The organism is Lentzea sp. NPDC020367 (assembly GCF_044387305.1).
GTDB lineage: Bacteria > Actinomycetota > Actinomycetes > Mycobacteriales > Pseudonocardiaceae > Lentzea.
On the sequence record NZ_JBIRVV010000002.1, the window covers coordinates 131689 to 157468 of the forward strand.

26 protein-coding genes and 1 pseudogene are annotated in these 25780 nt (G+C 67.4%); 11 read left to right on the forward strand and 16 right to left on the reverse strand.

The genetic code is table 11. The annotated features are described in order from the left end of the window. Nucleotides 1-208 precede the first annotated feature (208 nt). Both ACH413_RS07700 and ACH413_RS07705 read left to right on the forward strand, forming a co-directional pair. Complete coding sequence (locus tag ACH413_RS07700; protein ID WP_360033621.1) at nucleotides 209-652, forward strand: SRPBCC family protein; 444 nt, start codon at nucleotides 209-211, stop codon at nucleotides 650-652. An 84-nt stretch (nucleotides 653-736) separates the two neighbouring features. After that, a pseudogene (locus ACH413_RS07705) lies at nucleotides 737-1132 on the forward strand (lysine 2,3-aminomutase); the annotation flags it as partial. A 537-nt stretch (nucleotides 1133-1669) separates the two neighbouring features. Here ACH413_RS07705 and ACH413_RS07710 read toward each other — a convergent pair. Together ACH413_RS07710 and ACH413_RS07715 are read right to left on the reverse strand one after the other, a co-directional pair. Beyond that, nucleotides 1670-1804 (reverse strand): hypothetical protein, encoded by a 135-nt coding sequence (locus tag ACH413_RS07710; protein ID WP_360033618.1) that lies wholly within the window; start codon nucleotides 1802-1804, stop codon nucleotides 1670-1672. A 1055-nt stretch (nucleotides 1805-2859) separates the two neighbouring features. Beyond that, nucleotides 2860-3465, reverse strand: coding sequence for a hypothetical protein (locus ACH413_RS07715; RefSeq protein WP_360033615.1), 606 nt, complete (start codon nucleotides 3463-3465; stop codon nucleotides 2860-2862). A gap of 238 nt (nucleotides 3466-3703) precedes the next feature. On the opposite strand from ACH413_RS07715, the gene ACH413_RS07720 reads away from it, so the two are divergent. Beyond that, entirely contained in the window at nucleotides 3704-4780 is a 1077-nt protein-coding gene (locus ACH413_RS07720; protein ID WP_360033612.1) for a helix-turn-helix transcriptional regulator, read from the forward strand. An 89-nt stretch (nucleotides 4781-4869) separates the two neighbouring features. After that, complete coding sequence (locus ACH413_RS07725) at nucleotides 4870-5922, forward strand: hypothetical protein (RefSeq protein ID WP_360033609.1); 1053 nt, start codon at nucleotides 4870-4872, stop codon at nucleotides 5920-5922. Here the strand turns inward: ACH413_RS07725 and ACH413_RS07730 are convergent. Beyond that, nucleotides 5911-6396, reverse strand: a complete 486-nt coding sequence (locus ACH413_RS07730) for a GNAT family N-acetyltransferase (protein ID WP_396424923.1) — start codon at nucleotides 6394-6396, stop codon at nucleotides 5911-5913. The genes ACH413_RS07725 and ACH413_RS07730 overlap by 12 nt on opposite strands. Nucleotides 6397-6486: 90 nt before the next feature. Here ACH413_RS07730 and ACH413_RS07735 point away from each other — a divergent pair, with 90 nt between their 5' ends. Then, nucleotides 6487-7599 carry a TIR domain-containing protein gene (locus ACH413_RS07735; protein WP_360033603.1) on the forward strand — a complete coding sequence of 371 codons (1113 nt, stop codon included), beginning with the start codon at nucleotides 6487-6489 and terminating at the stop codon, nucleotides 7597-7599. A gap of 80 nt (nucleotides 7600-7679) precedes the next feature. After that, nucleotides 7680-9095 (forward strand): 5'-methylthioadenosine/S-adenosylhomocysteine nucleosidase, encoded by a 1416-nt coding sequence (locus tag ACH413_RS07740; protein WP_360033600.1) that lies wholly within the window; start codon nucleotides 7680-7682, stop codon nucleotides 9093-9095. A gap of 116 nt (nucleotides 9096-9211) precedes the next feature. Here the strand turns inward: ACH413_RS07740 and ACH413_RS07745 are convergent, their stop codons facing one another. Continuing rightward, a complete protein-coding gene (locus ACH413_RS07745) occupies nucleotides 9212-9589 on the reverse strand; it encodes a hypothetical protein (protein WP_360033597.1) in 378 nt (125 codons plus the stop codon). 907 nt (nucleotides 9590-10496) lie between these two features. Between ACH413_RS07745 and ACH413_RS07750 the strand changes: the two genes are divergently transcribed. Further along, nucleotides 10497-10862, forward strand: coding sequence for a metalloregulator ArsR/SmtB family transcription factor (locus tag ACH413_RS07750; RefSeq protein ID WP_360033594.1), 366 nt, complete (start codon nucleotides 10497-10499; stop codon nucleotides 10860-10862). On the opposite strand, the gene arsB is transcribed toward ACH413_RS07750, so the two are convergent. Beyond that, nucleotides 10816-11889 (reverse strand): ACR3 family arsenite efflux transporter, encoded by a 1074-nt coding sequence (gene arsB, locus ACH413_RS07755; RefSeq protein WP_360033591.1) that lies wholly within the window; start codon nucleotides 11887-11889, stop codon nucleotides 10816-10818. The genes ACH413_RS07750 and arsB overlap by 47 nt on opposite strands. A gap of 19 nt (nucleotides 11890-11908) precedes the next feature. Further along, nucleotides 11909-12238: a metalloregulator ArsR/SmtB family transcription factor gene (locus ACH413_RS07760; RefSeq protein ID WP_360033588.1), complete on the reverse strand. Its 330-nt coding sequence runs from the start codon at nucleotides 12236-12238 to the stop codon at nucleotides 11909-11911. Nucleotides 12239-12297: 59 nt separating this feature from the next. Between ACH413_RS07760 and ACH413_RS07765 the strand changes: the two genes are divergently transcribed. Next, nucleotides 12298-12699, forward strand: coding sequence for an arsenate reductase ArsC (locus tag ACH413_RS07765; protein WP_360033585.1), 402 nt, complete (start codon nucleotides 12298-12300; stop codon nucleotides 12697-12699). Here ACH413_RS07765 and ACH413_RS07770 read toward each other — a convergent pair. Next, a complete protein-coding gene (locus tag ACH413_RS07770; protein WP_360033582.1) occupies nucleotides 12696-13883 on the reverse strand; it encodes an MFS transporter in 1188 nt (395 codons plus the stop codon). The genes ACH413_RS07765 and ACH413_RS07770 overlap by 4 nt on opposite strands. Continuing rightward, complete coding sequence (locus ACH413_RS07775; protein WP_360033579.1) at nucleotides 13873-15198, reverse strand: FAD-dependent oxidoreductase; 1326 nt, start codon at nucleotides 15196-15198, stop codon at nucleotides 13873-13875. Before ACH413_RS07775 ends, ACH413_RS07770 begins: the two co-directional genes overlap by 11 nt. A gap of 218 nt (nucleotides 15199-15416) precedes the next feature. Here ACH413_RS07775 and ACH413_RS07780 point away from each other — a divergent pair, with 218 nt between their 5' ends. Then, nucleotides 15417-15893 carry a hypothetical protein gene (locus ACH413_RS07780; protein ID WP_360033576.1) on the forward strand — a complete coding sequence of 159 codons (477 nt, stop codon included), beginning with the start codon at nucleotides 15417-15419 and terminating at the stop codon, nucleotides 15891-15893. 57 nt (nucleotides 15894-15950) lie between these two features. On the opposite strand, the gene ACH413_RS07785 is transcribed toward ACH413_RS07780, so the two are convergent. Further along, nucleotides 15951-16715, reverse strand: a complete 765-nt coding sequence (locus ACH413_RS07785) for an SDR family oxidoreductase (protein ID WP_360033574.1) — start codon at nucleotides 16713-16715, stop codon at nucleotides 15951-15953. 85 nt (nucleotides 16716-16800) lie between these two features. Between ACH413_RS07785 and ACH413_RS07790 the strand changes: the two genes are divergently transcribed. Beyond that, a complete protein-coding gene (locus ACH413_RS07790; protein ID WP_360033572.1) occupies nucleotides 16801-17643 on the forward strand; it encodes a helix-turn-helix transcriptional regulator in 843 nt (280 codons plus the stop codon). Here ACH413_RS07790 and ACH413_RS07795 read toward each other — a convergent pair. The 6 genes from ACH413_RS07795 to ACH413_RS07820 all read right to left on the reverse strand — a co-directional run bounded on the left by ACH413_RS07795 (nucleotide 17640) and on the right by ACH413_RS07820 (nucleotide 23697). Beyond that, complete coding sequence (locus ACH413_RS07795; protein ID WP_360033569.1) at nucleotides 17640-18398, reverse strand: DeoR/GlpR family DNA-binding transcription regulator; 759 nt, start codon at nucleotides 18396-18398, stop codon at nucleotides 17640-17642. The two genes, ACH413_RS07790 and ACH413_RS07795, sit on opposite strands and share 4 nt — an antisense overlap. A 73-nt stretch (nucleotides 18399-18471) precedes the next feature. Continuing rightward, nucleotides 18472-19752: an alpha-glucosidase/alpha-galactosidase gene (locus ACH413_RS07800; RefSeq protein ID WP_360033566.1), complete on the reverse strand. Its 1281-nt coding sequence runs from the start codon at nucleotides 19750-19752 to the stop codon at nucleotides 18472-18474. A 56-nt stretch (nucleotides 19753-19808) separates the two neighbouring features. Then, the gene (locus tag ACH413_RS07805) at nucleotides 19809-20720 is read right to left on the reverse strand and encodes a sugar isomerase (RefSeq protein ID WP_360033563.1); all 912 of its coding nucleotides are present in this window, start codon (nucleotides 20718-20720) and stop codon (nucleotides 19809-19811) included. An 18-nt stretch (nucleotides 20721-20738) separates the two neighbouring features. After that, nucleotides 20739-21545, reverse strand: coding sequence for a carbohydrate ABC transporter permease (locus ACH413_RS07810; protein ID WP_360033560.1), 807 nt, complete (start codon nucleotides 21543-21545; stop codon nucleotides 20739-20741). Then, nucleotides 21542-22432 (reverse strand): sugar ABC transporter permease, encoded by an 891-nt coding sequence (locus ACH413_RS07815; protein ID WP_360033557.1) that lies wholly within the window; start codon nucleotides 22430-22432, stop codon nucleotides 21542-21544. The genes ACH413_RS07810 and ACH413_RS07815 overlap by 4 nt, the downstream gene beginning before the upstream one ends. Further along, a complete protein-coding gene (locus tag ACH413_RS07820; protein WP_360033554.1) occupies nucleotides 22429-23697 on the reverse strand; it encodes an ABC transporter substrate-binding protein in 1269 nt (422 codons plus the stop codon). The genes ACH413_RS07815 and ACH413_RS07820 overlap by 4 nt, the downstream gene beginning before the upstream one ends. A 177-nt stretch (nucleotides 23698-23874) precedes the next feature. On the opposite strand from ACH413_RS07820, the gene ACH413_RS07825 reads away from it, so the two are divergent. Beyond that, complete coding sequence (locus ACH413_RS07825; RefSeq protein WP_360033551.1) at nucleotides 23875-24723, forward strand: endo alpha-1,4 polygalactosaminidase; 849 nt, start codon at nucleotides 23875-23877, stop codon at nucleotides 24721-24723. A gap of 40 nt (nucleotides 24724-24763) precedes the next feature. Here the strand turns inward: ACH413_RS07825 and ACH413_RS07830 are convergent, their stop codons facing one another. Next, nucleotides 24764-25636 carry a hypothetical protein gene (locus ACH413_RS07830; RefSeq protein ID WP_396424924.1) on the reverse strand — a complete coding sequence of 291 codons (873 nt, stop codon included), beginning with the start codon at nucleotides 25634-25636 and terminating at the stop codon, nucleotides 24764-24766. Between the last annotated feature and the right edge of the window lie 144 nt (nucleotides 25637-25780).

Below are 25780 nucleotides of genomic sequence, written 5' to 3' on the forward strand. Positions count from 1 at the left end.
ACAACAACGCACATGCAGGGTGTAGTGCGTTAACGGGATCGTAACCCAGTTCACCCCTCTGAAAAACACCAAAGACCAACTGGAACAGCGAAAACTCCACCGAAACTCTTGTCGGATTCTGTTGGAGTTTTCCCTCGTGTGTTGAGTGTGAGCGGAAGAGGTCGCTGGTCGTTGTGCATGCGACGGCCGCGGGTGTTTGGCTGGAAGCGTGCCGAAGCGAAGCATCTCCGTCAGTGCGACGGTTCCCGTGTCAGCCGAACGAATCTTCGACCTGCTGGCCGATCCGTCGAAACACCCGTTGATCGACGGTTCGGGATCCGTGCGCGCACCACGGCCGGACGCTCCCGCGCGGCTCGCGCTGGGCTCGTCGTTCGGCATGGACATGAAGCTCGGCCTGGCCTACCGGATCGAGAACACGGTGGTCGAGTTCGAGGAGAACCGGCTGATCGCGTGGCGCCACTTCAACGGGCACCGCTGGCGCTGGCAGCTCACGCCGTTGGACGGCGGGATCACGGAGGTGACCGAGACCTTCGACTGGTCGACCGCACGGATGCCGCTGCTGCTCGACCTCTCTCGCTTTCCGCGCCGCAACAAGGTCGCGATGGAGCGATCCCTGGAACGACTGGCCAGCCTCTTCGGCGCTGCCGCCTGAGCGCTCGTCCGTCCACGCGGCACGCAAGCGAATTTGGCCAGCGCTGATGCTGATCACGAGGTGCGTGGCCAGCGTCCAGCCAGCAATCGGCCACCCGCTCGGCTTTGTCAGAGATGCTGTTCGTCCCTCGATCGAACCAGCTGGTCGCACCTTGCGCTGGACATGTGCGACATGATCCCAAACGCGGAGCACTGGCGGATGTCGATGCGGGAGGCGCAGGAACTGCAGCACGCGATCATGGCCTACCTGCCCGGCTACGCGACTCCTCGCATCGTGTGCGACGTCCCGTACGTCGGCAAGCGTTGGGTGCACCAGCTCGCCGAGTACGACCGGGAGCCCGGGATCTCCCACTGGACCAAGAACTACCGCACCGGGATCGAGCTCGAAGACCCGGAGGCGTTGGACCGCCGTTACCCGCACTACGACCCGATCTCGACGTTGGGCGAGGCCGGCCAGAAGTGGTGGACCGACCAGGCCTGACAGGTCGCGATGGGGCCGTTCTCGGAGCAATTCCAGAAGGCGGTCCCATCGGCATGTTCTCCACTCGGAAGCCACGCCGGAACATCGGCCGAGACCCAGCGGATAGAACGTTGTCGCCATACGGCATGTCGACGTAGCCACAAAGCGCCAACGCTTGTGGGAAAATCGGAAAATCTCAACCGAAGGGGCACGTGGATCTCGCCGTCACCTGGCTGCAGTGGCAGAGACCTGCCATGACTGACGACCGCCCACTATGCACGCGCTTCGCCTCAGTGGTCGTTACAATCTGCCAGGCATCGCCGCGTCAAACCGAGCAGGTCATCGTGTCGATGGTGCACGCGCTCGCCACGAGCACGATCATCCTTGTCCTCGCGGCGACATCGGACTGACTGCGTTCCGCGCGCGGTGCCAGCGAGGACAGCACACCCCTGTGGACACGCAGGTTCTTCGGAATGATCCGCTTGATCGACACGCAGGCGAATGCGAACCTGTTGGACGCGACCCTGGCTTCCGTCTTCGCCGCGTCCCCACGCACGTCTACCCGACTCGCAGGCTCATCAGCGGATTGCTGCTACCGGCGAGCCAGCACGCCTTCTGGTCCTTCTCGCTGGCGAGCAACGACTTCGAGCCAGACACCTCGCCGATTCGCTGGTTGTACTTCATCCCGTTCATCGGACTGCTGCCGTTGATCCCTACTGCGATCGGGTCCAATTCAAGGGAAGCATCACCCTAACCACATCTGTCCACAATAGACTTTCAGGGCCGTGGAAGAATTCCCGCAGGAAACACTTGACCCTCGGTCTGCCCGGCAACGCGCTCGGATTGTTGTCGCACCAGTCCGCGCACCGGAGGCGTCGCAGGGATCACGGCCTACCTGTCGGGCGAGGAATCCACATTCCCACTGGGGCACGATGTTCCTGGTCGTGCTGCCGGCCGCGGGCGCCGTGGTGCTCCATCTCCCAGCTAATGCGAGATCGCCACCCTCGGCGCAACAGGTTCTGGCGACAGGTCCACACCGCCGCGACACTCGCACTCGTCGGAACCTGAGTGACAAGCGGCCTGACCTGGATGGACGATGTCCCGATTCGTGCTGGTCAGACTGGCGGCAGGCGCAGTACCCCTGTTGATCCTGACGACCAGACCGAGAAGAGCCAGGAAACAGGGCGCTCCCGCATGCCATTCTTCTTCGGCAAGGCACTCACCCTCGCCGCGTCCGCGGAAGCGGCGTCCGCAGTTCCTGGAACCCATCACCCGGAAGCACCTGGTAACGCTCACAGCACATGGAAACCTGTACGACCGCCCCCTGCACCGCGGCCCACACGGCGGACAAGGAGTGGCGCGACCAGTTCGCCTGGCTCGTCGATACTCGCGTTGCATCATCACTTCCCACACCACTACCGGCAACTGCGCTACGAACTGGCGGTGATCAGAAAGGCTGACGCACACCCGCGACTGTTCGTCCTCACCCCGCCGTCGTCCCCGTTTCGCAAGGACGGCCACATCAACCCAGCCCAGGCAAAGTGCTGACAGGACTTCGCCGACGAGGCCGCCCAGCCACACGAGAGGTTCGGCCTACCCGGCTACGTCGCCAACGAGAACCCCAGACCGGGCGCCATTGTGACGCTCGATGCCGAGGGCAACTCCGTTGTCCTGTGCCGCAACGCGAAGACCTCGGCCGACTACATCACCGCCATCCGCTCGCATCTGGACGCGATCAAGTCGCAGACCTAGGCGGACTCGCCGGGAACGTGCACCCAGCCCCGGCATTCGAGGCCAGCCACCTTCAGCGTGATCAACGGATCGAACGCGCTGGCGTCGATGCCGTCGTAGCCATGCCTGATCACCGAGCGGTGGATCTGTTCAGACACCACGAGGACGAGTGGCGACGACGTCTGCTGGGAGCGGATCTTGAGAGCGGGAGCGGCAAGCAGCCTGTTGGCGATCTCGATCTCCTCGCCGAACCATCCCGTGTCGTCGCAGGCCACGTCTCCGGCATGGATTGCGATCGCCAGTCGCAGCGGGTGACGGTGGTCCGTGTTGCGGTCGTCGAGCAGTTCCCTGAGCCTCGGCGCGAATCTTGTCAGCAGCCAGGTCTTCGGGAACCGGTCGGCAGGATGGATGAGCACCATCGGGCCGTCGACCCTGTCGACGTAACGGTCGCGGAGATCGGTCGAACTGCCACTGTCCAGCAGTGCCTGCTCGACAAGAGCGTACGTATCCCAGCGCCACTGGGCTTTCACCGAGTTGCTGCAGGCCGCAGTGCCCTGGATGGCTGCCGCGAGGATCACTCGCGGTATGGGGTGGATCGGCTGGATCGACGACAGGGTACTCATGCTCCCCGCCTCCTGACTTCGTCAGCTGGGAGGGCACTTCAGAAAACTTCAGTTTGATCTAGCTGTAAGGTCTATAGTTCAGCGTAAGGCCCGCGTGAAGTCCTAGCAATAGGCGAGACGAGTTGCCCCGGGACTGACCGGAGCGTGACTGAAGTCCGCTGTAATGCCGGGGGGGCGTGCCGCGATGAACCATCGTTGCAGTAACTTGCACTGAAGTTCAGCTGAAGGACGTGATGGCGTGACCTCCGTTGAGGATCCGGCTGTCGAACTGGCGCAGCGACTGCGGTCACTGCGCAAACAGGGCTGGCCAGGCAAGCGCATCACACAGGAGCGACTGGCGGAGGCCTTCGAGGTCAGCGTCCCGCTGATCTCCTCGTGGGAACGGCTGCGGGACCCGGTACTCCCTCCACAGCATCGCCTCGACGCCTACGCGATCTTCTTCGCCACCGCTCGCTCCGTGGAGCGCCTACCGTTCCGCCTGATCGATGATCTGACCGAAGACGAGCAGGCACGCATGGCCGACTTGCTCGCCGATCTCAGCGGGTTGCGCGACCAGGCAGTAGCCGCGACTCCTGTCGACGACTCCATGCCGGACGCCGACAACCTCTGGCGATTCCCCGTCAACGAGGACATCACGATCGTCTGTTCCGAGCTGCCGGCGCGACTCTTCGACGCTCTTCCCTTCGCCGACCCCGAAGATCTCGATTACGTGGAGTCGTACAAGTACTCGGACCTGGATTCTCTGATCGAACTGCACGGGCACATCCGTGCGCTCAACCCCGTTAACAACGTGCATATCCGCACCGGGTCGCTGTCACTTACCGCAGACGAGTTCAGCAGCCACCTGGTACTGCTGGGTGGTGTCGACTGGAACAAGGTCACCGCCGAGGTGCTGCACCGGATGGACCTGCCCATCCGCCAGCAGACTCGGCCCGACGACTCGGACACGGGCGGGTTCGAGGTCTTGGAGCACGGAAAGCGCAAGACCTTCTGGCCCGTGCTGCGCGAGACGGGAAGCCGACGGACTCTCGAGGAGGACGTCGCACACTTCTTCCGTTCGCCCAATCCGTTCAACAAGAAGCGCACCGTCACCATCTGCAACGGCATGTTCTCCCGAGGAACCTTTGGCGTGGTCCGGGCACTCACAGACACCCGGTTCCGCGATCGCAACAACGCTTACGTGCGCGGCCGCTTCGCGGGCCACGACACCTTCAGCATCATCAGCCGGGTACAGGTGCTGCACGGATCTGTCGTAACACCCGACTGGACCATCCCCGAATTCCTCCTGCACGAATGGCCAGTGACCACTAAGTGACCAGAACCGCCCGGATCCGTTCACAGCACCACCACGGCTCACACCGCAGTCTGCTGCACATCGCCTCGCGAGACTCATCTCAGGCGAAGGTGGACGCGATCATCGTGCCTACCGCCCGCAACCCGCTGGCGCTACAGCACGCCATCAAACTCGCGGCCGAGCTCAAGTGCGTTCTAGTCGCGCTCTGCAGCAAGTACTCGTCGGCCAAAGCCGTGTTCGCGCGCGCCGCCGGCACCGAAGTGGAGCTGCTCGCAATCGACACGGGCCAACCCACCGAAGGCCTGCTGCCACGGTTCCAGACGTGCGACCTGCTGGAGAAGACAAGGTTCAAGCGGCACACCGACACCAGCCACAAGCGCAATCTGGGATTGCACATCGCGTGGATGACCGGCTGGGAGCGGATCGTCTTCCTCGACGACGACATCGAGATCCCCGAGCCGGAGGATCTCGGCAGAGCGGCGGCACTGACCGACCGGTTCGCGGGAGTCGGGCTGAACATCCACGGATATCCGGACAACTCCGTGGTCTGCCATGCCTACCGCGAAGCCGGCGGGGACCAGGACATGTTCGTCGGCGGCGGAGCGCTGGTAATCGACATCAGGTCGACCTCCTCCTACTTCCCCAACATCTACAACGAGGACTGGTTCTTCCTGCTCAACGGTGAATACCTTCCGCCGACGGCAGTCACAGGCATCGCCCGGCAGAAGCCGTACGACCCGTTCAGGCGCGAGGAGCGAGCCCGGATGGAAGAACTCGGCGACGTCCTTGCGGAAGGGCTGTTCTGGCTGCTCGACGAAGGAATGCCGATCCGGGACGCCAATGCCCGCTACTGGCAACAGTATCTGACCAAGCGGCAGAACTTCATCATCGAGACCATGAACATGGTGCGCGACATGGAGAAAGTCTCCGAATCGCGGCAGAGGATGTTGAACTCACTGAAGGCCGCATGCGGACGCTCTCAAAGCATCAGGCCCGAGCTGTGTGAAGCGTACGTCCAAGCATGGCGTGCGGATCGGCAGGTTTGGCGCGAGCATCTCCAACGAGCCCAGTCGAGCCGTCGGCAGAACCACCGCTCAGGTGATGTCGGCAAGGTGCTGGCTGAACTGGGCCTCGTGTGGCGCAGCCGCTACCTAGCCCGATAGGTCCTTGACCAGCACCTTGCACGTCTCTGCGGCTCGATGCCCGTTGCCGTCACTGGACGCGTAGCACTTCACGTGGCCGTGTTGCCACTCCCGGAAGCCGAGGTTGAGGTAGAGCCTTTCCACGTCCGCATTTCCGAGCACCACCGCCAGTGCCACGTGCCGGTACCCCTTGAGTGCCAGCAAACGCTCCGAAGCACGGATCAACTCGGTCCCGATTCCCTTACGCCACAGGCCGGGGTGAACCTCCAGATGGGTGACCAACGGTGTGCCAGGCAGATGGGTCTGGATCTCCGGCTCCTCGGCCTCCTCCAGCCACAGGTAGACGTCGCCGACCACTACTTCGCCCTGCCACGCGGTGAGCAGCACGCCTCGGCCATCCCGCTGCCGGTCGAGGCGATCGGCGAAATACCGTCGCTGCTCCAGTCTCCTGACCAGCAACGGGAGGTCCTCGGGACGTGCCCGTCTGATACTCAAGCCTCGCATGACACCTCACGACCAACTGTACAGAAGCGCAGCCAGTCCACAGTGGACACAAAGCTGGAGCGATCGCCGTACGCTGACGGCATGGTCGGCGTGTTCGTCAACTATCGCGTCCAGGACCAGCCCGGATACGCCACGCTGGTCCACGAGGTGCTGACCCGGCATTTCGGCTTCAGCCAGGTGTTCCTCGCCTCCAGTTCGATCCGGCTGGGCGACGACTTCGTCGACCAGGTCTTCGACACCCTGCGCCGGTGCCAGGTGCTGATCGCCATCATCGGTCCCGGATGGCGGAATCTTCTCGGCGATCCCGAGCAGGACTGGGTCCAGCGGGAGATCGGCGATGCGTTCTCCCGCGGGATCAGGGTGATCCCGGTTCTCATCGAGGACGCCGAGGTGCCCCGCGAGGCCGAACTCCCCGAAGGCATCGCCGCGCTGGCACGCTGCCAGCACCTCAGGCTTCGGCACTACACGATCGAGGACGACCTGGCTCATCTCGTGCGGGAACTGCGCGGACTCCTGCCGATTATGGCCGACGAGACACGAGCCTCAGGCCCGAGCACTTCCTATCGAGTCGACGAAGGCTCTCCGTGTGAGCTCGCGATCGTGCCCGGTGACATTCTCCGTTGCACCACCGCCGATGTCTGGGCCAACAGCGAGAACACCGACATGCGCATGGCACGCACGAACGACTTCAGCGTGTCGGGTGTCATCAGGTTCTGGGGATCAGTGCGTGACGAGGCCGGCCGTGTCATCGACGACCTGATCTCCGACGAACTCGAAGGGCTGGTAAAACACCAGCGGGTCGCGCCCGGCACCGCGATCGTCACCGGCGCCGGCGAACTGACGCGTTCCCACAACGTTAAGCACGTGATCCACGTTGCCGCTGTGCACGGTGAACCCAACGTGGGCTACCGCCAGGTGGGTGATGTCGGTGGTTGCGTGCGCAATGTTCTCGCGGTGGCCGAAAAGCTCGAGCACCTGCCGCTGGGAAGCGTGTTGTTTCCTTTGCTGGGAACAGGTGCGGCCCGCGCCGACGTCCTGTCCACATCCGAGTCGATGGTCTCCGCGGCAATGGACCATCTCGTCGATCACCCGGACACCCGGCTGCGGCGCATCCAGTTCCTCGGATACAGCCGCCGAGAGCACGCCGCGCTCACGAGGGTTTTCCGGTTGCACCCGTTGACCGCACTTCATTGACAATAACCTGACACACCAAAGAAAGGTCGCGCGGAGCGGGTAGCTTCCCGGCAGGAGTCAACGGTCGAGGCAGGATCAGGGTGACGACTGAACCGACGGACACCGTTGTAGTGCTGACGGCCCTGGAAACCGAATACATCGCTGTGCGGGATCTGATCGAGTCCCCCACGACGTATCGCCACGCCACCGGCACCCATTTCGCGGTGGGTGCGATCAGGGGACGGGCGGGACGCGTCGCCTTGGCTCTGGTCGGCGCCGGCAATCAGTCTGCAGCGGTGCTGACCGAGCGCGCGATCGCGGAATTCCGGCCACGTGCGGTGTTCTTCGCCGGAATCGCCGGCGCACTGCACGACGACCTGGCACTCGGCACCGTGATCGTCGGCACGAAGGTGTACGGCCACCACGGCGGTTACGAGGAGAGCTCGGGCTTCGGCGCCCGGCCCCAGGCCTGGGATGCCGACCACGAACTGGAACAGATCGCGCGCGTCATCAGCCGCGACGACACCTGGTACGGCGGACGGCCCGACGCGCCCACCGTGCTCTTCCGCCCGATAGCGGCAGGTGAGGTGGTGCTCAATTCCCGGGAAACACCGACGGCTCAGCAACTTCGCCTGCACTACGCGGACGCGGCTGCCATCGAACTAGAGAGCGCAGGCACCGCGAAAGCCGCGCACCTGAACCGCGCGCCGTTCCTGACCATCCGCGCCATCAGCGACAAGGCAGACGGGCACAAACACGAGACCGACGGCAGGGGCTGGCAGTCGATAGCCGCGAGGAACGCCGCAGCCTTCACCATCGCCGTCGCCGCCCACCTGCTGGCGTCGACTCCCCCACGACCCTCGCCCAGGGCCATCACGTGGAGTGGGCTGAACAGACCGCTGGACGTCGACTGGCGCACGGATCTCACTGGCACCAGGTCGGCTGTCGAACGTTGCGCCGTGGAGACGCTCATCGTTCCGGTGGACGACTACGGGCGCCTCGAACCGCACACGCTCTCCCACATCCGGGACTCGCTTCCCGCCCACGGCAGGGCATGCGGCCTCTTCAAGGACACCGATCAGTTGACCACCGCCTTCTCGGGCGAGGTCGCCTGGGTGCGTTCGGCGCCGAGCCCGTCCGGTCACAGCGGCCTGGCCGTACATCGCACCGGCCAGCGCACGACCTGGTCCCCGCTGCCCAACGACCATCTCGGTTCGGTGCTCGACCGCGACAACCTGACCAAGCAGATCGAACGGTCACTGCGGCTGCTGGCAGAGATCCCCGATCTCCCTCCGCCCATCACGGTGGCCCTGGCCGCCGGGCTGGAGCCAGTGGCCGGGCTCACCGAGGACAACGCAGGTGCGCCGAGGCGGCAGGCGAGCACCTCACGCGTAGCTCCGCACGTCAGAGTCCATCCCATGAACGTGCTGCCGTTCACCACGCTGCTGACACACATGGCGGAGGCGGCCGACGAACTCTCGGCCCGGCTGCACCTGGCGTTCCAGCAGGCCCGCTGAAGGGTCAGGCTCCCGCACCTCCGTCGACCGGCAGAGTCGTGCCGGCGAGGCCGTCACCGAGACCTTCGCGCGCAGGGCCATCCTCACCGGGACGAACCGGACGACCGGCGACACGATCAGCAGCAGATGCAGGTCACGGTCGAGGTGCAGAGGTGCCTTGCCCGCAGCGATGAAGGTCCAGGTGGCCCGTCCCAGTAGCGTGAGGCCGGAGGACGTGATCGTGGGCAGGTAGACGTTCTGCTCGCACGTACACGGGCTTCCAGTGCCAGCGGCACGGCCTCGATCTCGATCTCGATCTCGATCTCGAACGACAGCGTGGCCTTGCGGGTGGTGGTGAGTTTGACCGGCTCTGCCGAGATCTCGGCGCGGGGGCTGAGGTCGATGATCTGGGCGTTCGGTGTGGCAGCGAAGTCGACGGTGAGGCGCACGTAGCGGAAGCGGCATTCGGGGTGCGGATCTGCGGTACAGCGTAGAGTGACCTCCAAGGCGGACATGCCGTTGCCCAGGTCGACGCAGTCGGTCTCGGACCGCCACAACGACAACGAGTTCGGCAGTGTCCAGGCCGAGTTCGACGTCGAGTCACTGCACTTTCAACTGCCTCCAGTCGCCGACCAGGACGAACCCGCCCGAGTGGTAGAAGTGACGTCCAGCGTCGCCTCACGCAGCGCGTCGGCCCGCGACATCGTGACGTCATGTTGGTGGAACGCGGCAATAGTCGTTGTATCGACTCGTCTCGTACCCGATCAGCCCAATGAGGTCAGCGCCGAACCTCTCGAACAGCCGCAGCCTGCGCAAGAGCAACCTCGCGGGCAACTACAAGATCGTCACCGGAATCATTACCTGCAGAGGTGAGCAGAACCGCTATGCCACCGAGCACCCACTCAAACTGTTGTTGGGGGCGTTCGCCGCAGCGAGGCCCACAGGGCAATTTCCCACCCCTGTGGCAGGTTGAGCTCGATCGCTACGCACGTCATGGATCGAACCCTTCTCGAACCGTTCCAAATGGACAGCAAGCTCAAGTACAGGCACGAGCAGGTGCTCCACGACAACACAGCCTCGATATGCAGGTTGCGCCAACGGGACGAAGACAGTCGGATTCTGGCGATGAAGAAGGCGTTCCTCAAAGGGGGCATCCTCGAGCAGGACGGCGCGCGGCGAGACACCCAGACCTGCACCCCAGCAGGTGAACTTGTCGCCGTTGCTGGCGGACGCCGCTTTGTCGGCCCTATGACGAGCACGTCGACCGGGCCGCAGGAGAACCGAACTCCGCCCAGGCGAGCGATCCAAGCACAATACCTGGGAGTTCGGTCTGCTCACTCATCAGTGACACCCCAACCACACTGCCCCGACGTTTGTCTGTGCAGTGTTGCGTGACCATCGAAGCACCGTCAGTATTGAAGTATGTCGAAGCAAGAGTCGGGCTGCTGCGGGTCGCTGTCCGGGCAACCACTGGCCGAGGAGCAGGCGGCGGACCTCGCGGCGACGTTCAAGGCGCTGGGCGATCCGGTCCGCCTGCGGCTGCTGTCGTTGATCGCCTCGCGGGACGAGATCTGCGTCTGCGACCTGACGCCGGCGTTCGAGCTGTCGCAGCCGACGATCTCCCACCACCTCAAGCTGTTGCGGCAGGCGGGCCTCGTCGACTCCGAACGCCGCGGGACCTGGGTGTACTACCGGGTGCGGCCGGAGACGACCGACCGGATGGCCGCGCTGCTGAGCAGTGTCAGAGTTGGGCGCGAGACGCCCATCGGCGCCGGAGCCAGAGGCTGACGTAGACGAGCGCGACCAGCACGGGCACCTCGATCAGCGGCCCGACCACTCCGGCCAGCGCTTGGCCGGAGGTCACGCCGAACACGCCGATCGCGACGGCGATGGCGAGCTCGAAGTTGTTGCCCGCCGCGGTGAACGCGAGCGTGGTCGTCCGTTCGTAGGACAGGCCGGACGCCTTGCCGAGGGCGTAGGAACCCGCCCACATGATGGCGAAGTAGACGAGCAGCGGCAGCGCGATTCGAACGACGTCGAGCGGGCGGTTCGTGATCGTCTCGCCCTGCAGTGCGAACAGGACGACGATCGTGAACAGCAGGCCGTACAACGCGATCGGGCCGATGCGCGGCAGGAACTTCGACTCGAACCAGGCCCGGCCGCGTGACCGCTCCCCCAGCTTGCGGCTCAGGTAGCCGGCCAGCAGCGGGATGCAGAGGAAGATCAGCACGGACTTGGCGATCTCCCACGCCGAGAAGTCGACCGCGGCGGTGCCCAGGCCGAGCCAGCCGGGCAGCAGGTCGAGGTAGAACCAGCCGAGCACGCCGAACATGACGACCTGGAACACCGAGTTCAACGCCACCAGCACCGCGGCGGCCTCGCGGTCGCCGCACGCGAGGTCGTTCCAGATGATGACCATCGCGATGCACCGGGCGAGGCCGACGATGATCAGGCCGGTGCGGTACTCCGGCAGGTCCGCCAGGAAGATCCAGGCCAGCGTGAACATCAGCGCCGGGCCGAGCACCCAGTTCAGCACCAGCGACAGCACCATCGTGCGCTTGTCGCGGGTGACGGTGTCGAGCCTGTCGTAGCGGACCTTCGCGAGCACCGGGTACATCATCAGCAGCAGGCCGAGGGCGATCGGCAGCGACACCTCGCCGATCTTCACCGCGTCCAGCACGCCCTGCAGGCCGGGGACGAACCGGCCGAGCAGCAAGCCGGCGACCATGGCGACGCCGATCCACACCGGCAGGAACCTGTCCAGGAAGGACAGTCGGTGCAGCACGTCCGGTGCCGTTGTTTCCTTGGTGCTCAACAGGTTCTCCTGGGTGCGGTCAGTCGCAGCACGCGCTGGCGTCGCGCAGCGGGCCGCCCGGCGCGAGCACCGCGGCGAGGGTGTCGATGGCGGCGTTGTCGATGCGGTACCAGCTCCAGGTGCCGCGGCGTTCCCTGCTGAGCACGCCTGCCTGCACGAGGATCTTGAGGTGGTGGCTCAGCGACGACTGCGGCATGTCGAACTGGTCGGCCAGGTCGCAGAAGCACGCCTCCTGCCCCTCGGTCCGGCGCACCAGGCTGACCAGCTCGACGCGGACGGGGTCGCCGAGCGCCTTGAACAGGCGGGCGGCGGTCGTCGAGTCGAGCAGCGCCTGGTCCGGGCTCGTCATGACGACGACCATAGCGGCTTGGATTGACAAAAGTCGATTCACGGGATGTGATCTGCACTGTGTCCAAGACTCCCGAGGTGTTGTTCGTCTGCGTGCACAACGCGGGCCGCTCCCAGATGGCCGCGGCACTGCTGCAGCACCACGGCATGGGCCGCGTCTCCGTCCGCTCGGCCGGGTCCGAGCCCGCCGAGAAGGTCAACCCGGCAGCCGCCGCGGCTTTGGCGGAGTGGGGGCTCGACATCACCGCCGAGGTGCCGTCAAAGCTCACGACCGAGGACGTCGAGGCGTCCGACGTGGTGATCACGATGGGCTGTGGCGACACCTGCCCGGTGTTCCCCGGCAAGCGCTACCTGGACTGGCAGCTCGAAGACCCCGCAGGACAGGGCATCGACGCCGTGCGGCCGATCCGCGACGACATCGACCGCCGCGTCCGGGACCTGATCGCCGAACTGCTCGACTAGCGCGGAATGCTGGCGGTCGACAGCACGGCCGCGAGCACGCCGATCACGCCCAGCACCACGAACACCGCCGGGTAGCCGCCCAGCCACGCCGCCAACGCACTGCCCGCCCACGGCGCGATGGCGGCGGTGAGCATGACCGGTGCGGTGAGCAGGCCGTTGAGCTGTCCGTAGTGGACGGCTCCCCACCGGTCCGTGATCGCGGTCGCCTGCACCAGCGTGAAGATCCCCCGCGTGACACCGGCGAGCACCGAGCCCGCGATCAGCAGCAGCGCCGGACCGGGCACCACGCCGAGCAGAGCGGTCACCACCGCGCTCGCCAGGAGGATCAGCAACGTGCGGGTGCGTACCGAGGTTCGGGCAGCCAGCCTCGCGTAACCGAGCCGGCCGAGCACCTGGCCGACCCCGCCGAGCCCGAGGGCGATCGCGGCGGCCGAAGTGGTCATGCCGCGTCCGGTCAGCAGCGGAACGAGGTTGATCACGACGGCGTACACGCTGAACGCGGCCAGGCTCATCGCGACCACGAGCACCAGGAACGGCCTGCTGCGCGCCACCGCCGACGGAGCGTGGGCGGTCTCGTGCTCGACCGCCGGCCACGGCAACCGCAAACCCCACAGGTGCAGCGGAATCGTCGTGACAGCGAGGAACCCGGCCAGGACGAGGTAGGTGCCGCGCCAGTCCACGTGCTCGTTCAGGACGGCGGTCAACGGCGCGAACACGGTGCTGGCCAGCCCGGCGACCAGCGTGACGGCGGTCAGCGCGGTCACCCGGCGTGACCCGTACCAGCGGGTGAGCGCGGCGAACGCGGGTGCGTAGAAGATCCCCGCCATGGCGACGCCCGCGAGCAGCCACGCGGCGGTGAACCACGCCAGCGTCTTGGCGGTCGCCAGCACCACGAGGGCGAGCACGGCGACGACCGAGCCGGTGGTCATGATGGCGCGCGGGCCGTGCCGGTCGAGCAGTCTGCCCACCGGGATTCCCACCAGGCCCGCGACGATCTGGCTCGCGGAGAACCCGGCCGTGATCGCCGCCAGCGACCACCCGGTGCGCGCGCTGATGGTCGGCAGCAGCACCGGGAACGCGTAGTAGAGCACGCCCCAGCTGATGATCTCGGTGGTGCACAACACGATCAGCACGCGGCGCAGCCCGGCATCGATGCCGGGCCGCGCCGTCGTGTCAGCGGGCACTGGGCGTGAGGCCGATCGTCACATCGACGGTCTCCGGTGCGCTGCAACAGCCGCCGCTGTTCTCCACGGGAGCGTCGAACACCCCTGCGCCACCGCAGACCCCGGTCTCGGGCAGCACCAGCTCGACCCGCCCGGCCGCCTCGTGGTCGCCGGCGATCGCGGCCACGACGGACCGCGCCTGCTCGTAGCCCGTCAGCGACAGGAACGTCGGTGCACGGCCGTAGCTCTTCATGCCCACCAGGTAAACACCCGGCTCGGGGTGCCGCAGCTCGTTTTCACCATGTGGATAGACGGTGCCGCACGAGTGGACGTTCGGATCGATCAACGGCGCCAGCCTGGAAGGCGCCTGCAGCACCGGATCCAGGTCGAGCCGCACCTCCGACAGCCACGACAGGTCGGGCCGGAACCCGGTCAGCACAACGACTTCGTCGACGCCCTCGACCCGGTGGCCGTCGAACGACTCCAGCGTGAGGCTGCCGTCAGCCGCACGTTCGACCGCCGCCGTGCGGAACCCGGTCGCGGTCTCGACGTACCCGGCCTCGGCCGCCTTCCTCGCCCGCAGTCCCAACGCGCCACGGGCAGGGAGCTGGTCGGCCTCACCGCCGCCGAACGCGTTGCCGACCGCGCCGCGCCGCAACAGCCACACGATCTTCGTGCCGGGCTCCTGCTCGGCGAGCTCCGTCAGCACCACCAGCGCGGTGAGCGCGGAGTGGCCACTACCGGCGACCGCGATCCGCTTGCCCGCGTAACGAGCGCGCTCCGCCACGAGGTCCGGCACGCGGTAGGTGATCTTCTCGGCGGCCGCCTGCTCCCCCACCGCGGGAAGTCCGTCTCCACCCAACGGGTTCGGCGTGCCCCAGGTGCCGGAAGCGTCGATCACCGCGCGCGCCGTGATCCGCTCTTCCCCGGCCGCGGTCCGCACGTGCACGGTCAGCGGTTCGGCTTCGCGCCCGGCGTCCACGATGCGGTCCCGCCCCCGCCGCGCCACACCCACCACACGCGCACCGAACCGCACCCGGTCGCCCAGCACCTCGGCCAGTGGCCGCAGGTACCGCTCCGCCCACTCCCCGCCGGTCGGGTAGGCGTCCCCGTCCGGGCGCACCCACCCGGTCGGGCTCAGCAGGCGCTCGGCCGCCGGGTCGACGAGTTCGCTCCACTGCGAGAACAGTCGCACGTAGTTCCACTGCGACACGGCCGCACCCGCACGGTCACCCGCCTCCAGCACGAGCACCTGCTCGCCCCGCTCGACCAGGTGCGCCGCCGCGGACAAACCCGCGGGTCCGGCACCCACCACGACGACTGGCAACTCACTCACGACGCACCCCTTGTATCGACATATTTCGAATCAACGTGGTGGACTGTATCGACCGACGTCGATTCACGCAATCATCGATCTGCGTCGATGCTTCGGTCCTTCGGGCGTCAGGTGTCCGACATTCCTGCTTCTGCGCTATCCCCGAAGACGGATCACGGCTTACAGTCGTCACGTACTAGATCAAAGACCTGGGGGTCGTGTTGAAGTACGCACTGGGGATGACGGCTGCCTTGGCGCTGTCACTGTTGGCTGCTCCGGCAGCTTCGGCGGAGTCCGACTTCGCCACCATCACGCTCACGAAGGTGTCCGGCTGGACCGGCCCGGAGGGTGGCTTCTGGTACACCAGGGGCCACCCGGTCACGCGGCAGAAGTTCGACGTCGACATCAAGAACGTCGCGGGCCACGGTGAGCAGGGCCTGGACCTGTTCATCTCGTTCCCGACCGACCGGCTCGACGTCACGAGCTACGCGGGCAGCGGCTGGGACTGCTGGGACGTCAACGAAGGTGTTGGCGCCGAAGGCATTCGCTGCACGCAGGACTCGGCGATCGCGGACCAGCAGGCGTGGCCGAAGCTGACGGTCGAGACCAAGGCCTTCAGCATCTACACGGAGGACACCATCGACGTGTACGCCGAGGCCGGCGGCCACGCCGAGGTGCACGCACAGCAGGCGTTCCTGATCGACACCAGCACCTGATCGACCCTGTAGGGCGAACGGGCGGTACCGGTCCTTCCGGTGCCGCCCGATTTCGTGTCAGGCGCCCGCACCACCGTCGACGGGCACGATCGCGCCGTTGACCATGGACGCCCGGTCGCTCAGCAGCCAGGCCGCCACCTCGGCGACCTCGTGCGGTTCGGCCATCCTGCCGACGGGGCTCGTCGCGGTGATGTGCGCGGTGACGCCGGGGGTGGCCGCCTCCCACTGTTCGATCATCGCCGTCGCGGTGCCGCCGGGCGTGATGCCGTTGACCCGGATGCCCTCCTTGCCCCACGTCACGGCCGCGCTCTCGGTGAGGCTGTTGAGCGCGCGCTTCATGGCGCCGTAGGCGGGGAGCACCGGGTTCGCGCGGCGGCTGCCGATGCTGGAGGTGTTCACGATCGCGCCTCCGCCGTGCCGCCGCATGAGCGCCGCTTCGGCGGTCATGGCGGTCCAGTGGCCGCGGAAGTTCACCGCGAACTGCTCGTCGATCTCGTCGTCGCTGGTCGTGTCGAGCGGGCCTGGCTGCTGGACGACCGCGCCGTTGTTGAAGGCGCCGTCGAGTCGTCCGTGCAGCTGCTCGACCTGGTCGACGGCGGACCGGATGGAGGCGCGGTCGGCGAGGTCCATCGTGATCGCGTCGGCGGTGCCGCCCTTGGCGCGGATCTCGGTGACGACGCGGGTCAGGGCGTCGGTGCCGCGGGCGGCCAGCACGACGGCCGCGCCTTCCTGGGCGAAGAGCCTGGCCGCGGCCTCGCCGATGCCTCGGCTGGCGCCGGTGACGAGCACGACCTTGCCGGTGAGAAGTCCGTTGTTGTTCATGACTCCAGCGTCGGCTCCGCGGGGAAACGGAGACAGGCACAGGCTGTACCAGGCTGAGCGGCCACCCGGCGCGGATACTCGATGTATGGACAAGCAGCAACTCGGTGCGTTCCTGCGGAGCCGGCGCGAGCGTCTCCGGCCGGAGGACGTGGGTCTGCCCGCGGGGCCGCGCCGCCGGACGTCCGGTCTGCGCCGCGAGGAAGTGGCCGTTCTCGCGCACATCTCGACCGAGTACTACCAGCGCCTCGAACAGGGCAGGGCGCCGCGTCCGTCGGCCGAGGTCCTCGCCGGGCTGGCGGGTGCGCTGCGGCTCACGGACGCCGAGTCCGACCACCTGCACGTGCTCGCGGGCACGGCGCCGAGTCGTACCGGACGGCATCGGCGGGACGTGCGGCCCAGCATCCTCGCGCTCCTCGACCGGCTTCCGCAGACGGCCGGGTTCGTCATCTCGGCGGCGTTCGAAGTGTTGGCGTGCAACGATCTGATGGCCGCGTTGATGGAGGACTTCCGCGAACTCGCCCCGAAGGACCGCAACCTGGCGCGCCGCGCGTTCCTCGGGCCGCAGGGGCTGTACGGGGTCTCGGACGCCGCCGAGTTCCGGCACCACGTCGTCATGCAACTCCGGACGACCCTCGCGCGGTATCCGACCGACCCCGTGGTGTCCGGGCTGGTGGACGAGCTGCGCGAGGGCAGCCCGGAGTTCGCCCGGCTGTGGGAGCGGCACGACGTGCAGGGCGAAACGGTGCTCACGAAGACGTTCCGGCACCCGCTCGTCGGGGAGATCACCGTCGACTGCGACTCGCTCGCGCTCACGGACAGCGATCAGCACCTCGTGCTCTACAGCGCGCCGCCCGGTTCTCGCGACGCCGAGGCGCTGGCGTTGCTGAACGTGTTGGGAGCACAGAACTTCACGGGCTCCAGCTCCTAGGCGACGACGACCTCGACGCCCGCCGCCCGCAACCGGTCCAGTTCCTCGGCGGGCGCGGACGAGTCGGTGATCAGCACGTGCACTTCGGAGATGGCGGCGATGCGGGAGAACGCGCGCTTGCCGACCTTCGACCCGTCCGCGAGCACCACCACCCTGTCGGCGGTGCGCAGCAGGCAGTTGTCGGTCTGCGCCTCGACCTCGTCGTGGGTCGCGATGCCGGTGCGGGCGTCGATGCCGTCGACGCCGAGGAAGACGAGGTCCAGGCTGATGCCGGCGAGAGCGCGGTCGGCGAGCGGGCCCACCAGTTCGTAGCTCTCCGGGCGCACGCCGCCGCCGGTGACCACCAGGTCGATCAGCGGGCGCGGGCACAGGTCCGAGGCGATGTTGAGCGCGTTCGTCACGACCTTCAGCGGCCTGGAGACCGCGAGCAGGCGCGCGAGTTCGGTGGTCGTCGTGCCGCCGTTGAGGCCGACGGAGTGGACGGACTCGGTCACGAACCGCGCGGCCGCCTCGGCGATCTGACGCTTCTCCTCGCGGCGGCCCACCCGGTAGCGCAGCGGCAGTTCGTAGATGACCTCGACCGCGACCGCACCGCCGTGGGTGCGTTTGAGCAGCTTCTGCTCTTCCAACGACTGGAGGTCGCGGCGGATCGAGGCGACGGACGTGTCCAGGTCCTCCGCGAGCCCGGTCACGCTCACCGAGCCCGCGTCCGCGAGCTTGCCCAGAATCGCAGCAAGACGCTGCTCTTGACGCATTCGATCACTATAGCGCATGAATCATGCTCGATTTAGCGCTTATTGCGCACTAACCACGCACTTTGCCTGCTCGTTATCGCAGAGCAGGCGGCAACAGGTCCGCGTGCGCGGCCGTCATCGCCGCGACGAGGTCGTTGATCTGGTCGACGGTGAGGGCCGCGGCGGTCGCCGGGTCGCACAGCGCGGCGTGCCGGACGTGGTCCGGATTGCCTTCCACGGCCGCGGCCACGGTCAGGTCGACCACGTTCAGGAAGCTCCGGTTCACCGCGGCCAGCTGGCGGGGCAGGTCGCCGACGCGGTGCGGGTGCACGCCGAGACGGTCGAGGGTGGCGGGCACCTCCACGGCGGCACCTTCAGGCAGGTTCGAGATCAGGCCGCGGTTCGCGACGTTCACCTGGATCGTGCGCGGACGTCCGGTGACCAGGCTGTGGATCACCTGCGGCGCGTACTCGACGGCGTCGTCGGCCAGCGGCGGCAACGCCTCCCCCGCAGCCAGTGCGTTCCGGGTCTTCTCATACGTGGCAACGTTCTCGGCGCTGATCGTCGCGTACTCGCGGACCGGGACGCGCAGTCGCTCCACTTCGGACTGGTGCCCCAGGTACCACGGCACGTACTCGGAGGAGTGCTCGCTGGTCTCCGTCGGGTAGTAGCCGAGCCTGCGGTACAGGTCGACGCGCACCCGGCGGGCCAGCTCCGGGTCGGCCGCGATGGCGGCGTCGAGCGCCGGATAGAGGTCACGACCCTCGTGCTGCCACCGCAGGATCCACGCCTGGTGGTTCACGCCCGCGGACAGGAAGTCGACCTCCTCGTGCGGAACGCCGACCAGCGCGCTCAGGTCGTGGATCGTCCAGTGCACCGAGTGGCACAGGCCGGCCACCTTCAGCCGCGGGGCGACGGTCGCCAGGTACTGGACGTTCATCGCCATCGGGTTGGTGTAGTTCAACAACCACGCGTCCGGGCACACCGCGAGCATGTCGGCGGCGAGCCCTTCCAGGAACGGGAAGGTGCGCAGCCCGCGGAAGATCCCGCCGATGCCGAGCGTGTCTCCGATGGTCTGCCGCAGGCCGAACGACTCCGGCACGTCGAAGTCCCGCAACGTCGCCGCGTGGCCGCCGATCGCGACCATGTTGACGACGACGTCCGCGCCCTCCAACGCTTCTCGGCGCGAGAGCGAGGTGCGGATGTGCGTCGCGCCGGCCAGTCGCGCCAGTGCCGCCGCGACCTCCAGTCGTTCCGGATCGATGTCGTGCAACGAGATCGAGCAGCCGGCGAGTTCCGGGAACGACAGGACGTCGCGGAGGAGCTGGCGGGTGAACTCGACGGAACCCGCGCCCACGAACGCGATGGTGAACATTGATCAACCTTCCAGTGCCCGGATGAGTGGCGCGTTGAGCGTGCCGGCCGACGTCCTCACGGCGTGCCGTCGAGGATCACCGACCGGGTCAGGTTGCGCGGGGTGTCGGGGTGCAGTCCCCGCAGCAGCGCCACCTCCACGGCGAGCCGGTGCACCGCGACGAGTTCGGCGAGCGGGTCGCGGTCGCGGGAGATCCACCGGCCGCCGGCACCGGCGACGTCGAGTTCGAGGCCTTCCGGTGCCGTGCCGAACACCCAGACCAGCGAGCCCTCGTCGGTGATCGCGATCGGCCCGTGCCGGTACTCGGCGGCCGGGTAGGACTCGGCCCAGCTCAGCGACGCCTCGCGCATCTTCAGCGCGGCCTCGGCGGCCAGGCCCGTGGTCCAGGGCGCGCCGCCGAGGAAGGTGAACTGGTTGCGCTCCACCAGGTCCGGGGTCAGCGGGTCGGCGAGCGCCTGTTCGGCGTCGAGGATCGCGCGCTCCAGGTGCTCGCCGAGGTGGGCGCGCAGCAGCACGAGCGCGGTCGTCGCGAACCGCGTCTGGACGACCGACCGTTCGTCGGCGAACTCCAGCGCGACCACGTGGTCGGCCAGTTCGGTCGCGGGCGTGCCGGGGGTGCCGACAACGACGGTCGTGGGCACCCCGGAAAGCCGCCGCAGCACGTCGATCACCTCGGTGGTGGTGCCGGACCTGGTCAGCGCCACAACGCGGTCGTAGCTGCGGCTGAACGAGAACTCCGAGGCGGCGAACGCGTCGGTCTCCCCCAGTCCCTCGTCCTCCCGCAGCCGGGCGTAGGCCTGGGCCATGAAGAACGACGTGCCGCAGCCGACGACCGCGACGCGCTCACCGCGTGCGGGCAGGGCGGCGACGACGGCCGGGTCGGCGGCGAGTGCGATCGCCCGGCGCCAGCAGGCGGGCTGGGACGCGATCTCGGCGGTGGTGTGCAGCTGCGCGGCATTGGTGTGCATGGCGGAGTCCTTTGGTTGTCACTTGATGCCCGCTGCGGCCACCGACCGCACGAAGAACCGCTGGGCGAAGAAGAAGACGAGCAGGACGGGCAACTGGCTCAGCACCGTACCGGCCATGAGCTTCGGCCAGTTGGTGGTGTGCGCGCCCTGGAAGCTCTGCAGTCCCAGCTGGACGGTCATGACCTCCGGGCTCTGCACCGCGATGAGCGGCCACAGGAAGTCGTTCCAGGTCTGCAGGAACGTGAGCACGGCGAGCGTCGCGAGGGTGGGCCGCATCAACGGCAGCAGCACCTGGAGCAACGTCCGCAGCCTGCTCGCGCCGTCGATCCGCGCGGCCTCCTCCAGCTCCCTGGGCAGGGTCGTGAAGAACTGCCGCATCAGGAACACCCCGAACGCGGTGGCCAGGTTCGGCGCGATCAAAGCGCCGAGGGTGTCGATCAGTCCCAGCGACCGCATCATGATCAGCAGCGGCAGCATGACGATCTGGAACGGCACCATCAGCGTCGCGAGCATGAGCACGAACGCGACCCTGTTGCCGAAGAACGGGATGCGCGCGAACGCGTAGCCCGCCAGCGAGCAGAGCAGCAGGTTGCCGGCCACGCAGACGACGGACACCACGAAGCTGTTGACCAGCCACGATCCCAGCGGCGCGTCCCGCATCGCCGCGAGGTAGTTCTCCCACTCGATCCCGCTCGGCAGGCCGGGCGGGAAGCGCCGCGACTCCGCCTGGGTGGACACCGACACCAGCAGCATCCAGACCAGCGGCGTCACCATGACGACGGAGAGCGGGAACAGGATCAGGTGCAGTGCGCTCGGCCTTCTCATCGGACCTCGTAGTGCGACGTGCGGCGGTTGAACCGCAGCTGGGCCAGGGTGAACACGCCGATGATCAGGAACACCGCGCAGCCGATCGCCGCCGCGTACCCGCCGTCGAAGCTGACGAACGCCTCGTTGTAGAGGTGGTAGACGAGCACGGTGGTCGCGCGCAGCGGTCCGCCCTTGGTCGTCACGTAGACCGCGTCGAAGAGCTGCAGGCCGTTGATCGTGAGCCACACCAGCAGAAAGCCCGTCGCGGGCGCCACCAGCGGCAGCTCGACGTGCCAGAACGACCGGGCCCGCCCGCAGCCGTCCAAAGAGGACGCTTCGAGCAGGTCCTTCGGCACGTTCTGCAGCGCTGCCAGGTAGATGATGACCGCGAACCCGAGCCAGCCCCACACCGTCATCGCCACCACCGCGAACAGCGCCTGGCCGGGATCGGAGAAGAACCCCTGCTTCGGCAGCCCCACCGCGTCCAGCGCGGCGTTGACCAGGCCGAACTGCGGGTTCGCCAGCCAGCTGAACATGATGCCGGTCGCGACCGTCGAGGTCACCAGCGGCACGGACACGGCGAGCCGGTAGAACACGACGCCGCGGATCTTCTGGTTGAGCATCACCGCGATCGGCAGCGCGAACACGAGCGTGATCGGCACGAACAGCACGACGTAGACGAGCGTGCGCCGTGCGGCGTCCCAGAACAGCGGGTCGGCGACGAGCTTGGCGTAGTTGTCGCCGCCCGCGAACGTCCCTGGCGAGGTGAGGTCGGTGTGCTGGAAGGACAGCACGATCGACCACACCACCGGGACGAGGCCGAACACCCCGATCAGGATCACCGCGGGCGCGGCGAACCCCCACCCGGCGGTGTGGTCGGCCAGGCGGCGCCGGTCGAGCGTCATGAGCCCGCCAGCACCTGGTCGACCTCGGTCCGCGCCTGGTCGAGCGCGGCCTGGGGCTCGGCCTGGCCGAGCAGTACCGACTGCACGGCGGTGCCGAGGACCTGCGAGATCTTGGGGTACTGCGGGATGTTCGGCCGCGCCTTCGTCACGTTCTTCGCGAGGTTGTCGACGAACACCTTGGTGCCGGGGTACTTGGCCTCGTACTCGACGTAGGCCGGGAGGTCCACTTCGGACTGCCGGATCGGCAGGTGGCCGGTCTCCATCGCGAACTCCAGGTGGATCTCCGCCGAGAGCAGCCACTTCAGGAACGGCAGCGCGTTCTTGCGGCCGTTGTCACCGAAGACGACGAACGTGTCCGGTCCGGCGATCGTCGCGTGGGTGACCTTGCCGGGCAGGATCTGCACGCCGTAGGAGACGTCCTCGTTGATGGAGCCGAGGTCCCACGGGCCGGTCCACAGCATGCCGACGCGGCCGGAGTTGAAGAGGTTGAGGTACTGCTGGTCGCCCGCGTCCAGGTACACCGACTTGTCCGTGACGGCCATGTCCCGCAACAACTGCATGACCTGCCGGCCGGCGTCGGAGGAGAACGCGGCCTTCTTGCCGTCCGGGGACAGCAGGTCGCCGCCGGCCTGCCAGAGCAGGGCGAGGAACCGCCAGACGGTGTCCTCGGTGCCGTCGTTGACGTAGGCCCAGCCGAACCTGCCGTCCGAGGTGAGCTTCTGCGCGGCGGACCGGAAGTCGTCCCACGTCCAGGACTCGGTCGGGTGCTCGATCTTGGCCTCGTCGAACAGCTTCTTGTTGTAGACGAGCGAGAGGTTGTCGACCAGGGCGGGGACGCCGTAGATCTTCCCGTCCACCGTCGCGGCGTCCCGGCCCGCCGGGAACAGGTCGTCCCAGCCGAACCCGGCGTCGCGCCGCAGGTCCTCGGTCAGGTCCTGCGTCTGCGGGCGGCCGGTGAGCCCGGTGATCGAGGAGCCGTACTGGTAGGCGACCTCCGGCGGGTTGCCCGACGCGAAGGACGCCAGCGTCTTCTGCAGCGCGTTGTCGTTGCCGCCGTTGAACACCAGCTCGACCTGCTGGTCGGGATGCGCGGTGTTCCAGCGCGCCGCGAGCTTGTCGAACGCGGCGGCCTCCTTGTCGGTGTAGCCGTGCCACACCTTCACCTTGCCGTTCCCGCTGGAGCCCGTTCCACAGGCGGCCGTCATGACGAGCGCGGCACCCATCGTGAGCACCGCGCGGCGACTGAACCCTCTGCCGTCCGCCATGTCGACTCCCTCGCGTTCGTGGATGCGGCTGTGTGGTCGCGAACACTAAGCCGGAATCGCTCAAACAAGCAAGACTCGTGACCGATTGAGATTGGTTACTAGCTCGTCACGCGGGATCTCGTTAGAGTCGCTCACACTCAATCACCACTTGTGAGCGATCAAGGAGATTTGGCGCCTATGACCTCCCCTGCCCGCGCCCTCACCGGTACCGCGTTGGCCGCAGTCGCACTGGCCGCCTGCGTGGCCGGCCCCCTGTCCTCGTCGAGCCAGGCCGACGACATCACGGCCGCCGCGGTCCAGCTGCCCCCTGCCGGCGCGGTCCTCGACTACCAGCTCGGCGCCGCGTACACGCCACCCCAGGGCGTGAACCTGGTGACCCGCGACAGCACGGCCTCACCCGCGCCCGGCATCTACAACATCTGCTACGTCAACGGTTTCCAGACGCAGCCCGCGGACCGGAACGTCTGGCTGAACCAGCGCGGTCACCTGATCCTCAAGGACTCGTCTGGCAAGCCGATCATCGACCCGAACTGGCCGGACGAGTTCCTGCTCGACACGTCCACGTCGGCCAAGCGCACCGAGCTCGCCGGCATCATCGGCGCGAGCATCGACCAGTGCGCGAACAAGGGCTTCAAGGCCGTCGAGGTGGACAACCTCGACTCCTACCTGCGTTCCAAGGGCAAGCTGAGCGTGAACAACAACCTCGCCTACGCGAAGCTGCTCGCCGACCGCTCCCACGGCCGCAACCTCGCCATCGGCCAGAAGAACTCGGCCGAGCAGGCCGCGCGCGGACGCTCCGAGGTCGGGTTCGACTTCGCGGTCTCCGAGGAGTGCCACCGCTGGGAAGAGTGCGGGTCCTACTCCGAGGTCTACGGCTCGCACGTCATGGACATCGAGTACACCGACGACCTGCGTGGCACGTTCGAGGACGTGTGCAACGACCCGGACACCCCTGCCACCACGACGTTGCGCGACCGCTACCTCGTCGGGCCCGGCCAGTCCGGGTACGCGTTCGACCACTGCTGACAGCCGGCTCGTGAACGAACCGCCTCGCCGGGCGGTTCGCTCACGAGCCCGCCGCGGCGCGTTTCGCGATGCTGCCCAGCACCCCTGAGAGCACGAGCGCGACGACCACCGCGCTCGCCGGCACCACGAGGACGGGCACCGACAGGTTCAGCGACGAGGACAACAACGCCTCCGCCGCCGCGTACCCCAGACCGCACGCGAGCACGACTCCCAGTGCCCACCCGCGCAGCACCACCCCGCCGCACGCCGCGGGCATGAGCGTGACCGCCAGCACGGGCACCGCCATGGCGACCACCAGCACCGCCGTCGCCGCCAACTGACCCGGCAACGGCGACCTGCTCACCCACAACAACCACAGCACCGGCCCGAACCACAGTGCGGCGGCCACACCCGCTGTCACGACAAGACCCCACCGCAGCCTCGTTCCGCGTCTGCACGTCAGCGCCACGGCAGCGACCGTCGCCCCGGCCATGACCCCGACCAGCACCACCGCCGCCCAGAACTCGTCCCCCACCACCAGCGCCGGGGCCAGGAGCGACAGCCACAGCGAGGACTGGCCTGCGAACGCGTCCAGCCGCCAGGCGTGATGGCGACGGCCCATCAGGTCCCACGCCGTCCAGAGCAGGTTGAACGCGAGGAAGCCGACCAGGAGCACCAACGCGACGAGGCCGCCGGACGGCAGCGGCAGCCCGTTGGCGCTCCCCAGGAACGACAGCCCGAAGTTCATCGCCGTGAGCAGGGTCCAGCCGCTCAGCAACAGGAACGCCGCGGTCATCCCCAGCCCTGCCATCAGCGCCACCACACCCAGCAGGACCAGCCGGGGATCGCGGTGGCGGATCGGCACGGACGAGTGCACGTGCAGGTCTCTCATCGACCCGGACTGCACGATGCTGCCGTGAACCTCTCCGTGCATCGTGTTGTGGGTCAACGGTTCTTGAGGTGCGGACATGAGCACGACCCCCTCGTCTCATCCGAGGTCGCAGCGTAGTGACGCACGGCCCTCGCCCGGACGGGAATCGTGAGGGGGTCGCCCAGGTGGCGCAGCCCTACTGGGAGT